This window comes from Mesorhizobium sp. M7A.F.Ca.US.005.03.1.1 (assembly GCF_003997975.1).
Classification (GTDB): domain Bacteria; phylum Pseudomonadota; class Alphaproteobacteria; order Rhizobiales; family Rhizobiaceae; genus Mesorhizobium; species Mesorhizobium ciceri.
Window position 1 is genome coordinate 1 of sequence record NZ_RZRO01000131.1, and the last position, 13996, is coordinate 13996.

Sequence of the window (13996 nt, forward strand, 5' to 3'; positions counted from 1 at the left end):
AGCCTCATTCCCACCATCGGTCTGCCGAAAGGCCGCGCCGGTCAGTTCATCGTCGATGGCGTCGCCGACGGCTACGAAGCCTTTGCGCTGGTGCAGGCGGCGCTCGAGATCGCGCCCGACAAGCCGGTTCTGTTCGTCGCGCGCGACGGTCAGCGCCTGCCGGCGATCATCGAGGCATTGTCTTTCGCGGCCCCCGGCCTGCCGGTGCTGGAACTGCCGGCCTGGGATTGCTTGCCCTACGACCGCGTCTCGCCCGGCTCCGATGCGGCCGCCAAGCGCCTCGATGCGCTGACCGCCATGATCGCTCTGGCGAAGAAGCCGCACCGCGCCGTCATCCTCACCACCGCCAATGCGCTGCTGCAGCGCATTCCGCCGTCCGAGTTGGTCGAGGCGCAGACTTTTCATGCCAGGCCCGGCAACCAGATCGACATGAACGCACTGGTCTCGCGGCTGGAAACGTCTGGTTTCGAGCGTGTGCCGACAGTGCGCGGCATCGGCGAGTTCGCGGTGCGCGGCGGCATTCTCGACCTGTTCGCTCCCGGCTGGACCGAGGCGCTCAGGCTCGATTTCTTCGGCGACACGCTGGAATCGATCCGTGTGTTCGACGCCGCCACGCAGCGCACCACCGGTCAACGCAAGTCGATGGCGCTGCAAGCGATGAGCGAGGTGGCGCTGACGCCGGAAACCATCAGCCGCTTCCGCCGCTCCTATATCGAAGCCTTCGGGGCACCGCAGCGCGACGACGGGCTCTATGCGGCGGTCAGCGAAGGGCGTCGCTTCGCTGGCATGGAGCACTGGCTGCCGTTCTTCTACGAACGGCTGGAGACGGTGTTCGACTATCTGCCTGACACGCCTGTCATCTTCGACCATCTGGCGCATGAGGCGCTGGCCGAGCGCCACACGCTGATCCTCGATCACTACGAGGCGCGCAGGAAGCAGGCCGACGGCGCGCTGAAGGATGCGGTGCCCTATAAGCCAGTCGCGCCGGACCTGCTCTATCTCTCCCCGGAAAACCTGATCACCTCGCTCGGGCCGCGCGAAGCGATCGACTTTACGCCATTCGACGCGCCCGACGTTGGCGCCAAGAAGGTCTATCACGCCGGTTCGCGCCACGGCCGCAGCTTCGTCGAGGAGCGCGCCGATCCGAACGCCAACGTGTTCGATGTCGTCGTCAAACACATCGCCGATGAGCGCGCGGCGCGCCGCCGCGTCGTCATCGCCGGCTGGACCGAAGGCTCGCTCGACCGGCTTGGCCAGATCCTCGCCGAACACCATCTCGGCAACCTCAAGCAGGTCGTGACGCTGGCGGAAGCCGAAAAGCTCGAGCCGGGGCAGGCGGCCCTGGCCGTGCTGCCCCTCGAATCCGGCTTCGAGACCGAAAAACTGGTCGTCGTCGCCGAACAGGACATTTTGGGCGACCGGCTGATCCGGCGCTCGAAACGCAAGAAGCGTCCCTCGGATTTCATTGCCGAGGCCTCGGCGCTGTCGGCCGGCGACATTGTCGTCCATGCCGACCACGGCATTGGCCGTTTCATTGGCCTGCGCACCATCGAAGCGGTCGGCGCACCGCATGACTGCCTGGAAATCCACTATGCCGGCGACGACCGGCTGTTCCTGCCGGTGGAAAACATCGAACTCCTGTCGCGCTACGGTTCTGACACGGCCGAGGCGACGCTGGACAAGCTTGGCGGCGGCGCCTGGCAGTCGCGCAAAGCGCGGCTGAGAAAGCGCCTGCTCGACATGGCCGGTCAGTTGATCCGCATCGCCGCCGAGCGGCAGATGCGCTCGGCGCCGCCACTGGTGCCGGCAGAAGGCCTCTATGGCGAGTTCGCCGCCCGCTTTCCCTATGAAGAGACCGACGACCAACAGACGGCCATCGATTCGGTGCGCGACGATCTTGCTGCCGGCAAGCCGATGGACCGGCTGATCTGCGGCGATGTCGGTTTCGGCAAGACCGAAGTGGCGCTGCGTGCCGCCTTCATCGCGGCGATGGAAGGCTTTCAGGTGGCGGTGGTGGTGCCGACGACATTGCTGTCACGCCAGCATTTCAAGACGTTTTCGCAGCGGTTTTCCGGCCTGCCGATCCGCGTCGCCCAGGCGTCGCGGCTGGTCGGCGCCAAGGAACTGGCCGAGACCAAGAAAGGCATCGCCGAAGGCCAGGTCGACATCGTCATCGGCACGCACGCGCTGCTCGGTTCCGCGATCTCGTTCAAGAACCTTGGTCTGCTGATCATCGACGAAGAGCAGCATTTTGGCGTCAAGCACAAGGAACGGCTGAAGGACCTGAAGACCGACGTGCACGTGCTGACGCTGTCGGCGACGCCGATCCCGCGAACGCTGCAACTGGCGTTGACCGGGGTGCGCGAGCTGTCGCTGATCGCCACGCCGCCGGTCGATCGCATGGCGGTGCGCACCTTCATATCGCCCTTCGATCCGCTGGTGATCCGCGAGACGCTGCTGCGCGAACGCTATCGCGGTGGCCATTCTTTCTATGTGGTGCCGCGCATCAGCGATCTCTCGGAAATACATGATTTCCTGAAGGAATCCGTGCCGGAGTTGAAGGTGGCGGTGGCTCATGGCCAGATGCCGCCGGGCGAACTCGACGACATCATGAATGCCTTTTATGACGGCCAGTACGACGTGCTGTTGTCGACCACCATCGTCGAATCCGGCCTTGATATTCCGACCGCCAACACGCTGATCATCCACCGCGCCGACATGTTCGGCCTGTCGCAGCTCTACCAATTGCGCGGCCGCGTCGGCCGTTCGAAGGTGCGGGCCTACGCGCTGTTCACGCTGCCGGCCAACCGCAAGCTGACCGACACCGCCGAGCGGAGGCTCAAGGTGCTGCAATCGCTCGACACTCTGGGCGCCGGCTTCCAACTGGCCAGCCACGACCTCGATATCAGAGGCGCCGGCAATCTTCTCGGCGAGGAGCAGTCCGGACACATCAAGGAGGTCGGCTTCGAACTCTACCAGCAGATGCTGGAAGAAGCCGTCGCCGAGGTGAAGGATTCGGGCGAGGTGCAGGATGGCGGCTGGTCGCCGCAGATTGCCGTCGGCACGGCGGTGATGATCCCGGAAAGCTATGTTCCGGACCTGCAGCTCCGGCTGGCGCTTTATCGCCGTCTCGGCGATCTCGAAAACACCGAGGAAATCGACGCTTTCGGCGCCGAGCTGATCGACCGCTTCGGCCCGCTGCCGGAGGAGGTGAAGCATCTGTTGAAGATCGTCTTCATCAAGGCGCTCTGCCGCAAGGCCAATGTCGAAAAACTCGACGCCGGGCCGAAGGGCGTCGTCATCCATTTCCGCAAGCGCGAATTCTCCAACCCGGTCGGGCTGGTCAAGTTCATTGGCGAACAGGGATCGTTGGCCAAGATCCGGCCGGACCACAGTGTCGTCTTCGTGCGCGACTGGCCGACAGCCGAGAAGAGGCTGGCGGGCTCGGCGGTCGTCATGACGCAGTTGGCACGGCTGGTGGAGAAGGCGGCGTAGCTAGCCTCGGACCATTCGCCAGCGCTGAAATTCCGGTCTAGAATAGGAAATCGGCTTCGTGTATGGAGCCGCGATCCCCAATTGGGGCGGGAATGGCGGAGTATAGGCCGCTGGAAAGAGCGTTGGGTGCAGCGATGACGAAATGGTCGCCGAATTCGTGGAGAGCAAAGCCGATCAAGCAGGTTCCTGCTTATCCGGACCTTGCAGCGCTGAAGAACACGGAGGCCCAGCTCGCAACCTTTCCGCCGCTGGTTTTTGCCGGTGAGGCGCGCAAGCTCAAGAAGCAGCTCGCTTCGGTCGCTGCCGGTGACGCATTCCTCCTTCAGGGTGGCGATTGCGCCGAGAGCTTCGCCGAGCACGGCGCAGACAACATCCGCGACTTCTTCCGCGTCTTCCTGCAGATGTCGGTGGTGCTGACCTTCGCCGGCGCGCAGCCGGTGGTCAAGGTCGGCCGCGTTGCCGGCCAGTTCGCCAAGCCGCGCTCGTCCGACAATGAGACCAAGGGCGAGGTGACGCTGCCCAGCTATCGCGGCGACATCATCAACGGCATCGAATTCGACCCGAAGTCGCGCATTCCGGATCCCGCTCGCCAGGAGATGGCGTACCGCCAGTCGGCGGCGACGCTCAACCTTCTGCGCGCCTTCGCGCAAGGCGGCTATGCCAGCCTGGAGAATGTGCACCGCTGGATGCTCGGCTTCGTGTCCGACAGCCCGCAGGGCGAGAAATACGAGTCGCTCGCCAACCGCATCACCGAGACGATGGACTTCATGAAGGCCGTCGGCATCACTTCGGAAACCAACTACGCGCTGCGCGAGACCGATTTCTATACCAGCCATGAGGCGCTGCTGCTCGGCTACGAGGAGGCGCTGACGCGTGTCGATTCGACCTCCGGCGACTGGTACGCTACCTCGGGCCATATGATCTGGATCGGCGACCGCACCCGCCAGCCCGACCATGCGCATGTCGAATATTGCCGCGGCATCAAGAACCCGCTCGGCCTGAAATGCGGTCCGTCGCTGACGCCGGACGGCTTGCTGGAGCTGATCGACTTGCTCAACCCCGAAAATGAACCCGGCCGGCTGACGCTGATTGCACGTTTCGGCTCCGACAAGGTCGCCGACCATCTGCCGAAGCTGGTTCGCGCGGTGCAGAAGGAAGGCCGCTCGGTGGTGTGGTCGTCGGACCCGATGCACGGCAACACGATCGAGGCCGCCGGCTACAAGACGCGGCCGTTCGACCGCATCCTGAAGGAGGTTCAGACCTTCTTCGAAGTGCACCGCGCCGAAGGCACGCATCCGGGCGGCATCCATGTCGAGATGACCGGTAAGAACGTCACCGAATGCACCGGTGGCGCGCGCGCCATCACCGCCGAGGAGTTGCAGGACCGCTACCACACCCATTGCGACCCGCGCCTCAACGCCGACCAGGCGATCGAACTGGCGTTCCTGGTGTCAGACCTGCTCAAGAAGAGCCACCCGGTGCAGCACAAGCAGGTTGCGAACGGTTAGGCTCGATTTCGGCCTGAACGGCTGACGGAAAAAGCGCTGGAGAAATCCGGCGCTTTTCTTTTAGTTGGTTCAGTGCCCGCGTTCCCAGCGCAGGCCGGCGAGTCTGGGGTCAGCAAACGCCGTCCTTGAAAACTCGATGCGCTTTTCCGGAAACTCGCAGATCGCCTGCACGCCGAACGCACCAAGCCGGATGCGCCAGGTCCGCGGCTCCAGCGGCTTTGCCTTGGCAAAGCCGCGGCAGGTCAGCAGCGCAATGTTGGCGCCCTTGGGATCGCGCGCCGAGCGGTAGCGGATCGCCTCCAGCCCGGCCTCGCGGGCAGTATCGGCAATGGCCTGGCAAGCGGCATAGTCGGTCGGATGCGTCCATGCCGTTGCGTCACGATCGAGCGGCGGCCGGGTGAGATCGATCACCTTGGCGCATTTGATCGCGGCCGCAAAGGCCGTGTATTCGGCGGCGTCGCTTGGCCAGGGTGTTTTGGGCGACTCGGCAAAGAACAGCAGCCGGTAGAAGGCCATTTCGGCCACCGCGGTCATCATGGTCTCGGCCGCATAGTAGACGCCCTTGGTCCTGCCGGCACGGCGGAAGCGCGAACCGTGCGGATAGACCGAGCCGTAGCGGAAGGGCGTCGCCAGGAGATAGTGGAGATGGCGGCATTCAATTGGGATCTGCGGCTTGGTTTCCTCGATCAGGTCTTCCAGCATCGCCTGTTCGTCGAGCGTGTCGACGATTTTCAGCGTCGAGACATGGTGCTGCGCTTCGACCATGCGCCAGTACTTGCTGTCGATGCCGACGGTCTCAGACGAGAGCGCGTCGGGAGTCCAGATAGGCAATGACATCGACGAGCCCGGTGATGGTGAGGATCTTTTCAAGCGGAGCAGCGTCGAACGCCGTGTTGGCGTTCTTCAGCCATGCCCGGGCGACGACCGCGTCGCCGCCGACAATGGCGTCGAGCGAGCGGAACAGCCTGACGAACAACACGGCAAGCTCGAATGGCTTGGTGCCGCGCTCGAGCACGAATTCGTTCCTGCGCATGCGCGAAACCGTGGCCTCCGAAACTCCGATCACCGAGGCCAGCATTCTGGCGGTGATGTCCAGCAGATCGGCCGCGCGCACCGTTGCCTTGGTCAGGACTGCATTCTCGGCTGTCTTGGCAGCGGTTTGAGATTGCATTGCGACGCCTTCCTATTTCTGTAGAAAATATAGGCCACAAAAATTCATATGGAAAGGGGCGGGACGCAAAACAATCTGCAAACGGGAGTCTCAATCCTTCTTGTAGAGCAGCCAGCTCTTGCCTGCTCGGCCAGCCATCGTCGAGTGCCTGGTGACGCGGTTGCGGCCGCTGACCTTCGAGCGATAGAGCGCCCGGTCGGCCTTGGTGTAGAGATCTTCGGGTCCTTCGGCTTCGGACGCCATGCAGATACCCATCGAGACGGTGACGGTGCCGTAATTCGTGCCCGTCTGGCTGCTGGTGAACGGCGTCTGCTCGATCAGGGCACGAATACGCTCTGCAACGTCATAGGTGGCGTCCTCGCTGGCGCCCTCGACGATCAGCGCGAACTCCTCGCCGCCGGTGCGAGCAACGAACATGTCGCCGCGAATGCTGGTCTGGAAGATATCGGCGATGCTCTGGATGATCTTGTCGCCGACCGGGTGGCCGAAGCGGTCGTTGATGTCCTTAAAGCGGTCGATGTCGGCAAGGACCAGGGCGTTGAACAGGATACCCCTGTTGCTGTTGTAGATCCTGGTGATTTCCTTGTCGAAGGCGCGGCGATTCCAGATGTGGGTCAGGGGATCGGTGTCGGCCAACCGTTTGTATTCCTCGAGCTTCGATTTGACGGTCTCGAGTTCGGCCGTCTTGTCGCTGAGCGTCGAGGCCACCTGCCGGCCGTGATCGATCGTCGAATTGGTGGCAACCGCCATGGCGTTGGCGATCTTGTGCAAAAGATCCTGGGAGAGAAGGCTGCGGCCGTTGAGGCCGCTCGATGTCTCATCGAGGATCCTGCCGTATTTCTCGATATGGCTGCGCTCGCTCCGCAGCAGTGAAGCAACCTCCTCGAGCTCCCTGGCAATGACGTCTCGGGCATGCTCGACGATGCCAGGACCATGGTTGTGGGCAAAGAAAGTGCGCCCGATCTGATCCAGTTCATCCTGTGTCGGCCGGCTGCTCAGCGAAACGACGGCCAGGCTGAGTTCGCGATTGGTGCCGCTCAGGGCCTCATAGAAGATCTCGTAATTGCGCGGCAGGCCGAGCACGCCCAACTGGCGCATTGTCGCGACAACAGTGGCTGCGATGTCGGTGCGTTCGGTCGGGACAGCTGCCGGCTGCATTCTGGTTCTTCCCCCGGATGATCCGCGGAATTCGCGGATCCCCTTTTGTCGCCGAACCCTGGGGAATGCGACCGACGCTTCGGAACAACTTGCGAAGGGATGCGTCCCCACCCACGGCCTTCACTTGCAGGGTGACCATAAATGCGCTGTCGCTAAAGTTCTCTTAACTGGCGAAGGTTCCGCGGGTTTTCTCTGTCTGCGGGCTGTAAAAGCTCTGGTTCGCGCGTCCAACAGTTGGAAACAACGCCGGTGCAGCGGCCCGAATTCGCGATTCGCGCATCGCACGCTTCAAAATGAAACCGAATTTCGGATTCTCCACGCCAGTACATGTCGCATTTGCTTGCGTGCGTGCGCCGCAAAGCTGGAATCCTGAAGGCGATGCCAGGCACTTTTCTTTCAAGGAGGATCGACGTGAGTGGTGGTCACCAGGGATCGTGTCTGTGTGGAGCCGTCCGCTTCAGAACGAACGGAGCGTTGCGTGGCGTCGTCTATTGTCATTGCTCGCAATGCCGCAAGCAGAGCGGACATTTCTATGCCGCGACCAATGTTGCCAATGTCGACATCGTGATCGAAGGCGTGGAAAGTATCACCTGGTACGAAGCCTCTACCTTCGCCAGGCGTGGGTTCTGCAAGGCATGCGGGTCGGTGCTGTTCTGGAAGCCGCGAGACCAGGACTACGTTTCAGTCATGGCGGGATCGTTCGACAAGCCGACAGGTCTTGAGGGGGAATGCCATATCTTCGTCGGTGACAAGGGCGACTATTATTCGATCGACGACGGGCTGCCGCAGTTTGAAAAGTCGACATCGTCCATACCGGTTGCTGAATGAATCTTGGACAAGTCACCTTATTCCATTGATCTGGCCAGCCATTGCATTATCCCGTGCCGGTGATTCGCAAAGGGGTTTGGCATGCAGCGGCTGATCGACGCTTATTTCAATTCGGTGCGGGCGTTTCGCAAGCTGGCCGCCAGCGAGAAGGCTTTCCAGCAGGAGCTGATGCTGCTGGCGCTGGCACTGCCGCTCGGCTGGTTCGTTTCGATCTCGTGGCGCGGTTATGCCTTGCTGATCGGCGCGGTGCTGCTCTTGATCATGGTCGAGGTGCTTAACACCGGCATCGAGGCGGCATGCGACGCTTTCAGCCGCGAGTTCAATGTCGACATCCAGTTGGCCAAGGATTGCGGTTCGCTGGCGGTGCTGATTTCGGTGCTCATCGTCGCCGGTGTCTGGGGCATCGCCATTATCGAGCGGATCACTGGGCTACCGATCTAGCCTTTCGATGCCTATATGCCAGTCACCAAAGGAGACTGTCATGGCCGGGGCCGTCAATTTTCTGCTTCTCGAACGCGTGGGCCTGCCAGACGATCTGCGCTGGCTCGTCGAAAAATACCCGCGTGAAAACTGGCAGGACCATGCCAACGTCCACGGCATCGCCAATATGTGGCTGCAGCGGCACGACATGTTCCGCGAACTCGGCGGCATGCTGGCCAACGGCATTGACGACTTCCGTGAGGGACGGCTGACGGCGCCTGATTTCGCGCGCTGGTTCGCGCCGCGCCTCAATCATTTTCTTGGGCATCTCGACGGTCACCACAATGTCGAGGATTATCAATATTTCCCGGTATTCGCCAAGGCCGAGCCCCGTTTGAAGCGCGGCTTCGAGATTCTCGATGCCGACCACCACACCATCCATGAAGGGCTGGAGCGCAATGCCGAGGCGGCCAATGCCTTCATCAAGACGCTGCAGGAGAGCGAAGACAGACAGCGCTTTGCAGCCGACGCCTATGCCGACGAAAACAGCCGGCTGATCGCCATGCTGACAAGACATCTTGCCGACGAGGAAGACCTGATCGTCCCGCTCATCCTCGATCGGGGGGATCGGGCGCTCGGGGTGGATTGACGATCAGCCTTCCCTGGCGCGTTCCCTCCTGGCGATGTGACGGGCGACGAGCCATGCCAGAACGGCCACGGTCAGGCCGATGCCAAGACCGATCAGCAACCGTTCGTGATGCATCAGCGCCTGGCCGATGAAGTGCTCTGCGCCAAGTCCAAAGACATAACCGATCGTACCGAACAGCACCGCCCAGACCGCCGATGAAAGCGCGTTGAGGATGACGAAGCGCGGCGCTGTGATATTGGAGAGCCCGGCTGCAATGCCGCCGACGAGACGCATGCCGTAGATATAGCGGTTCGACAGCACGAAAATGTCGGGATGGGTGTTGAGCAGGCGAAAGGCGCGGCGAAAGCCGGGCCGCTTGCGCAATCTGACGACATAGGGATGGTCGGCAAAGCTTCGTCCGAGGATGAAGAAGAAAGTGTCGCCGACAAAGGCGCCGAGGCCGGCCGCAAGGACGGCGTGCCACAGCACGAAGACCTGCTGGTGGGCGAAGAAGCCGCCGAGAATGGCAGCACTTTCGCCCTCCGCGACGCAACCGACAAAGACCGCGAGCAGCCCGTATTGTTCGATGAAATGGTGGATCGCGTCGATCATGAAGCCGACTGCTGCGAAGACAGCCTTTCGTCGATCCGCTTGATCATCTCGGTCAGTTGCACGATCTCGTCGCGCATGCCGAGAATCTGGCCGTGGCGCAGTTCATCCAGCTTTTCATGCAGCGCCATGATCTCGATCTCGGCTTTCAGGTTGACCTCGTAATCGTGGGCGGCGTCGATGCGGTCGCGTTCGGTCTGGCGGTTCTGCGCCATCATGATCACCGGCGCCTGCAAGGCGGCTACCATCGACAAAACGAGATTGAGGAAGATGAACGGGTAGGGATCGAAGGCGTCACGCGACAGGAGCCAGACATTGCCCGCCGTCCATAGGACCAGAAAGGCGATGAAGGTCAGGATGAAGGACCATGACCCGCCGATGCGGGCGATCGTATCGGCAAGCCGGTCGCCGAAGGTCTGGTGGAAGGCAACGGCCTTGTTGGTGTCGCGCGAGATGGTGGTGCGTTCGAGCGTCGATTGCAGCACCCGGCTTTCGAGCTGGCTGAGGCCGTCCGGCCGCCGCTTGAGCCAGCGGTTCGCCAGATCGTCGATCGTCTTGTTCATGGCCATCTCCAGGGTCTTAGGCTTGCCGTAAGAGGTAGAGGCTGCCGGCTCGCACGGGAAGTGTTAGATTGATTCCAGTTGCCGAGGGACCAATGGCCGATTTCAAGAAAATTCGCGCTCGCGCCGCAAAACGTAAGGGCGGCGAAGAGGAACTGACGTCGCTGCTTGGTCCGGCGCCTGACAATGCCGCCGTGGCTGACATCCCCGATGACCGCATTCTCTCCATTATGGCTGAGCGCGTCTTCGCCGCCGGTTTCGTCTGGCGCGTCATCGAGCAGAAATGGCCTGGCTTCGAGGAGGCGTTTCTGCGCTTTGAGCCGAAGCGGCTGTTGTTCCAGCCCGATGATTTCTGGCACGATCTGACGGCCGACCAGCGCATCGTACGCAACCCGCAGAAGATCAGATCCGTTCGCGACAATGCTGCCTTTGTCGAGCGTGTGTCGAAGGAATATGGCGGTTTCGGCAAATTCCTTGCGGAATGGCCCGATGATGACCAGGTCGGGCTGATGGCCTGGCTCGGCAAGCATGGCAGCCGGCTGGGCGGCAACACGGGCCAGTATTTCCTGCGCTGGCTGGGTTGGGATGCGTTCGTCATCTCGGGCGATATGGCCGCGGCGTTGCGCGACGCCGGCCTCGACATCGCCGAAAGCCCGACTTCGAAGAAGGATTTGGACAAGATCCAGAGGCAAATCAATCAATGGGCAGCGGAGACGCATCTGCCGCGCCGCCATATTTCACGCGTCCTGGCGATGTCGATCGGCGAGAACCATTCGCCGCAAGCGCTGCGCGAATATATGGGCGACGACTGAAACGTGGTCGCTTGCCACGATCGGCATTCGTCGATCGGTCAACACGATCGAATCGATCGGTCCGGACACGAATGACATTCGTCATTTGCTCCGAATTGGTCCAAACGAACGCCATTGCCCGGGCAATTTTGCCGCGCTAAGTCAGCAGGCATGACCAAGAAGCTCGACATCCTGCGCATCGCCGTCGCCCAGCTCAATCCGACTGTCGGCGACATATCAGGCAATCTCGCCAAAGCCCGCGAGGCGAGGGCGGATGCCGCACGTCAGGGCGCCGATCTCGTGCTCTATACCGAGCTTTTCCTCGCCGGCTACCCGCCGGAGGATCTGGTGCTGAAGCCGGCCTTTTTGAAAGCCTGCGAAAAGGCGGCACAGGACTTTGCCGCCGACACCGCGGATGGCGGTCCCGGCGTCATCATCGGCACGCCGTTGAAGCGCAAGAGCGGCACGCACAATTCGATCATCTTCGCCGACGGCGGCAAGATCATCGCCGAACGCTACAAGCTCGATCTGCCGAACTACGGCGAGTTCGACGAGAAGCGCGTCTTCCAGGCCGGACCCGAGATCCAGGGGCCGGTCAATTTCCGCGGCGTGCGCATCGGAATTCCGATCTGCGAGGACATCTGGGGCGATGTCGATATCTGCGAGACGCTGGCCGAAAGCGGGGCAGAAATCCTGCTGGTGCCGAACGGCTCGCCCTATTATCGCGCCAAGATCGATGTCCGCCACCAGGTCGTCATCCGCCAGGTCATCGAATGTGGGCTGCCGATGATCTATGCCAACCAGCTTGGCGGCCAGGACGAGCTGATCTTCGACGGCGCTTCGTTTGCCATTGGCGCCGACAAGACACTTGCCTTCCAGATGAGCCAGTTCGAGGAAGCGGTCGACGTCACCACCTGGAAGAGACAAGGCGATCACTGGGTCTGCTCGGAAGGGCCGATGTCGAAAATCCCGGACCGGGAGGAGGCTGACTATCGCGCCTGCATGCTGGGCCTGCGCGACTACGTCAACAAGAACGGCTTCAAGAACGTCGTGCTTGGTCTGTCCGGCGGCATCGATTCGGCGATCTGCGCGGCGCTGGCCGTCGATGCGCTCGGCGAGGAACGGCTGCGCGCGGTGATGATGCCCTACCGCTATACCTCGAAGGATTCGCTCAAAGATGCCGAGGATTGCGCCCGCGCTCTCGGCTGCCGCTATGACATCGTGCCCATCTTCGAGCCGGTCGAGGGCTTCCTGCACGCACTGACGCAGATGTTCGAAGGCACCAAGGAAGGTATCACCGAGGAGAATTTGCAGAGCCGCGCACGCGGCACCATCCTGATGGCGATCTCCAACAAGTTCGGCTCGATGGTCGTCACCACCGGCAACAAGAGCGAGATGTCGGTCGGTTATGCCACGCTCTATGGCGACATGAATGGCGGCTTCAATCCGATCAAGGACCTCTACAAGATGCAGGTCTACGCGCTGTCGCGCTGGCGCAACAGCCACGTGCCGCCGGGTGCGCTGGGCCCCTCGGGCGAGGTGATCCCGAAAAACATCATCGACAAGGCACCGTCGGCGGAATTGCGCGAGAACCAGACCGATCAGGATTCGCTGCCGCCCTATCCGGTGCTGGACGATATCCTCGAATGCCTGGTCGAGAATGAGATGGGTGTCGACGACATCGTCGCGCGCGGCCATGACCGGGCGACGGTGACGCGCATCGAGCACCTGCTCTACATCGCAGAATACAAGCGACGGCAGGCGGCGCCGGGCGTGAAGATCACGAAAAAGAATTTTGGCCGCGACCGCCGCTACCCCATCACCAATCGTTTCAGGGATCGCAGCTAGGTACCGAAAGCGCACGCGGCGCGGCCGGAGACAACCATGCCCGATTGTGAGATCAGCTTCGACATGTCACGGATCGATTTCCGTGCGACATCGGACCTGTTAATGGCAAGCTATTGGGGCGCCGGACGCACTGACGAAGTCCATCGCCGCGCCTTTGCCAATTCGCTTTGCGTCGGCGCCTATGTCGATGGCAGGCAAGTCGGCTTCGGCCGGGCGATCACCGACCGCACCGTATTCGCCTATCTCGCCGATCTCATCATCTGGCCGGAGAATCGCGGGCAAGGCATAGGAAGCCGGCTCGTCCAGGCCTTGATCGACCATCCGGAGGTCAGGACCGTTTTCCATTGGAGCCTGTCGACCAGCGATGCCCATGGCATGTATGAAAAGCTCGGGTTCAAGCCATCGACCGATGGCCGCTACATGCGCTTGGATCGCGTTCCTGAATGAGGCGCGGCTTGCCCGCCATTGTTGCAAAATAATCGCAGTGGTTGGACCAGATACGCTTTTGGCGTCAGCCCGTCTTGGCGGTGCATCGGAGCGTCTCTATAAGAACCGCTCCGCAATTGTCTTGCGGGAGGTCCGAATGGCAGTATTTCACATGGCAATGCGAGGCCGCGAAGCCTAGGTCTCATCCGGCGCTCCGCGAAGGTTTGCCCTTCGTGCCGATGCCGGATCGAGCACAGGCTTATGCCGATGCCGATCGCCGCCCGGTTATGGGCGATACGCCAAATATGCCACTCCGCTTCCGGGCAATCATTGGCCCTTGCGCGGCTTCTTCAATTTTCGACCTACTGGGATCGGGCTCGTTTGTGCCCGAATGACATCATGGCTCGTTTCAAGATCGATTTGCGCGCGAGCGCCTTTCGCAGCGTTCTTGGCTTCACGCTTACCCATTGGCGGCGCCAGCCGTGGCGGCTCTCGCTCATCATGGCCAGCTTCCTGCTGTCGACGCTGGCCGATGTGCTGACGCCGCTCTATTC

Annotated in this window: 13 protein-coding genes and 1 pseudogene; 9 read left to right on the forward strand and 5 right to left on the reverse strand. The window is 61.8% G+C overall.

Annotated elements, in window-relative coordinates:
- Together mfd and EN990_RS32115 are read left to right on the forward strand one after the other, a co-directional pair.
- Nucleotides 1–3495, forward strand: a 3495-nt coding sequence (mfd, locus tag EN990_RS32110; RefSeq protein WP_245469231.1) for a transcription-repair coupling factor, incomplete at its 5' end; no start/stop codon positions are given.
- Nucleotides 3496–3629: 134 nt separating this feature from the next.
- The gene (locus EN990_RS32115; RefSeq protein WP_013531905.1) at nt 3630–5003 is read left to right on the forward strand and encodes a 3-deoxy-7-phosphoheptulonate synthase class II; all 1374 of its coding nucleotides are present in this window, start codon (nt 3630–3632) and stop codon (nt 5001–5003) included.
- Between the two features lie 69 nt (nt 5004–5072).
- Here the strand turns inward: EN990_RS32115 and EN990_RS32120 are convergent, their stop codons facing one another.
- The 3 genes from EN990_RS32120 to EN990_RS32130 form a co-directional block, all read right to left on the reverse strand.
- A complete protein-coding gene (locus EN990_RS32120) occupies nt 5073–5840 on the reverse strand; it encodes an RES family NAD+ phosphorylase (RefSeq protein ID WP_013531904.1) in 768 nt (255 codons plus the stop codon).
- On the reverse strand, nt 5800–6174 hold the full coding sequence (locus tag EN990_RS32125; protein WP_013531903.1) for an MbcA/ParS/Xre antitoxin family protein: 375 nt from the start codon (nt 6172–6174) through the stop codon (nt 5800–5802). The genes EN990_RS32120 and EN990_RS32125 overlap by 41 nt, the downstream gene beginning before the upstream one ends.
- 90 nt (nt 6175–6264) lie before the next feature.
- Entirely contained in the window at nt 6265–7332 is a 1068-nt protein-coding gene (locus tag EN990_RS32130; protein WP_027161481.1) for a GGDEF domain-containing protein, read from the reverse strand.
- A gap of 411 nt (nt 7333–7743) precedes the next feature.
- Between EN990_RS32130 and EN990_RS32135 the strand changes: the two genes are divergently transcribed.
- The 3 genes from EN990_RS32135 to EN990_RS32145 all read left to right on the forward strand — a co-directional run bounded on the left by EN990_RS32135 (nt 7744) and on the right by EN990_RS32145 (nt 9229).
- Complete coding sequence (locus tag EN990_RS32135; RefSeq protein ID WP_127369360.1) at nt 7744–8160, forward strand: GFA family protein; 417 nt, start codon at nt 7744–7746, stop codon at nt 8158–8160.
- A gap of 81 nt (nt 8161–8241) precedes the next feature.
- Nucleotides 8242–8601, forward strand: coding sequence for a diacylglycerol kinase (locus EN990_RS32140; protein ID WP_024503562.1), 360 nt, complete (start codon nt 8242–8244; stop codon nt 8599–8601).
- Between the two features lie 40 nt (nt 8602–8641).
- Nucleotides 8642–9229 (forward strand): hemerythrin domain-containing protein, encoded by a 588-nt coding sequence (locus EN990_RS32145; RefSeq protein ID WP_027161483.1) that lies wholly within the window; start codon nt 8642–8644, stop codon nt 9227–9229.
- A gap of 3 nt (nt 9230–9232) precedes the next feature.
- Here EN990_RS32145 and EN990_RS32150 read toward each other — a convergent pair whose 3' ends face one another.
- Together EN990_RS32150 and EN990_RS32155 are read right to left on the reverse strand one after the other, a co-directional pair.
- Nucleotides 9233–9820 (reverse strand): DedA family protein, encoded by a 588-nt coding sequence (locus tag EN990_RS32150; RefSeq protein WP_127369361.1) that lies wholly within the window; start codon nt 9818–9820, stop codon nt 9233–9235.
- Nucleotides 9817–10380: a DUF1003 domain-containing protein gene (locus EN990_RS32155; RefSeq protein ID WP_024503559.1), complete on the reverse strand. Its 564-nt coding sequence runs from the start codon at nt 10378–10380 to the stop codon at nt 9817–9819. Before EN990_RS32155 ends, EN990_RS32150 begins: the two co-directional genes overlap by 4 nt.
- 92 nt (nt 10381–10472) lie before the next feature.
- Between EN990_RS32155 and EN990_RS32160 the strand changes: the two genes are divergently transcribed.
- The 4 genes and pseudogenes from EN990_RS32160 to EN990_RS36410 form a co-directional block, all read left to right on the forward strand.
- Nucleotides 10473–11189 carry a DNA-3-methyladenine glycosylase I gene (locus tag EN990_RS32160; RefSeq protein WP_127385433.1) on the forward strand — a complete coding sequence of 239 codons (717 nt, stop codon included), beginning with the start codon at nt 10473–10475 and terminating at the stop codon, nt 11187–11189.
- 150 nt (nt 11190–11339) lie between these two features.
- Nucleotides 11340–13016 carry an NAD+ synthase gene (locus EN990_RS32165; RefSeq protein WP_013531895.1) on the forward strand — a complete coding sequence of 559 codons (1677 nt, stop codon included), beginning with the start codon at nt 11340–11342 and terminating at the stop codon, nt 13014–13016.
- 36 nt (nt 13017–13052) lie between these two features.
- Complete coding sequence (locus EN990_RS32170) at nt 13053–13463, forward strand: GNAT family N-acetyltransferase (RefSeq protein WP_027161485.1); 411 nt, start codon at nt 13053–13055, stop codon at nt 13461–13463.
- A 378-nt stretch (nt 13464–13841) separates the two neighbouring features.
- Nucleotides 13842–13996, forward strand: a pseudogene (locus tag EN990_RS36410) (ABC transporter ATP-binding protein); the annotation flags it as partial.

What these genes read in the sequence shown, in the direction of transcription:
- EN990_RS32120 (WP_013531904.1), bottom strand. Translation starts at nt 5,840, where the DNA reads ATGTCATTGCCTATCTGGACTCCCGACGCGCTCTCGTCTGAGACCGTC.
- EN990_RS32170 (WP_027161485.1), top strand. Translation starts at nt 13,053, where the DNA reads ATGCCCGATTGTGAGATCAGCTTCGACATGTCACGGATCGATTTCCGT.
- EN990_RS32145 (WP_027161483.1), top strand. Translation starts at nt 8,642, where the DNA reads ATGGCCGGGGCCGTCAATTTTCTGCTTCTCGAACGCGTGGGCCTGCCA.
- EN990_RS32160 (WP_127385433.1), top strand. Translation starts at nt 10,473, where the DNA reads ATGGCCGATTTCAAGAAAATTCGCGCTCGCGCCGCAAAACGTAAGGGC.
- EN990_RS32130 (WP_027161481.1), bottom strand. Translation starts at nt 7,332, where the DNA reads ATGCAGCCGGCAGCTGTCCCGACCGAACGCACCGACATCGCAGCCACT.
- EN990_RS32150 (WP_127369361.1), bottom strand. Translation starts at nt 9,820, where the DNA reads ATGATCGACGCGATCCACCATTTCATCGAACAATACGGGCTGCTCGCG.
- EN990_RS32125 (WP_013531903.1), bottom strand. Translation starts at nt 6,174, where the DNA reads ATGCAATCTCAAACCGCTGCCAAGACAGCCGAGAATGCAGTCCTGACC.
- EN990_RS32115 (WP_013531905.1), top strand. Translation starts at nt 3,630, where the DNA reads ATGACGAAATGGTCGCCGAATTCGTGGAGAGCAAAGCCGATCAAGCAG.
- EN990_RS32165 (WP_013531895.1), top strand. Translation starts at nt 11,340, where the DNA reads ATGACCAAGAAGCTCGACATCCTGCGCATCGCCGTCGCCCAGCTCAAT.
- EN990_RS32140 (WP_024503562.1), top strand. Translation starts at nt 8,242, where the DNA reads ATGCAGCGGCTGATCGACGCTTATTTCAATTCGGTGCGGGCGTTTCGC.
- EN990_RS32155 (WP_024503559.1), bottom strand. Translation starts at nt 10,380, where the DNA reads ATGAACAAGACGATCGACGATCTGGCGAACCGCTGGCTCAAGCGGCGG.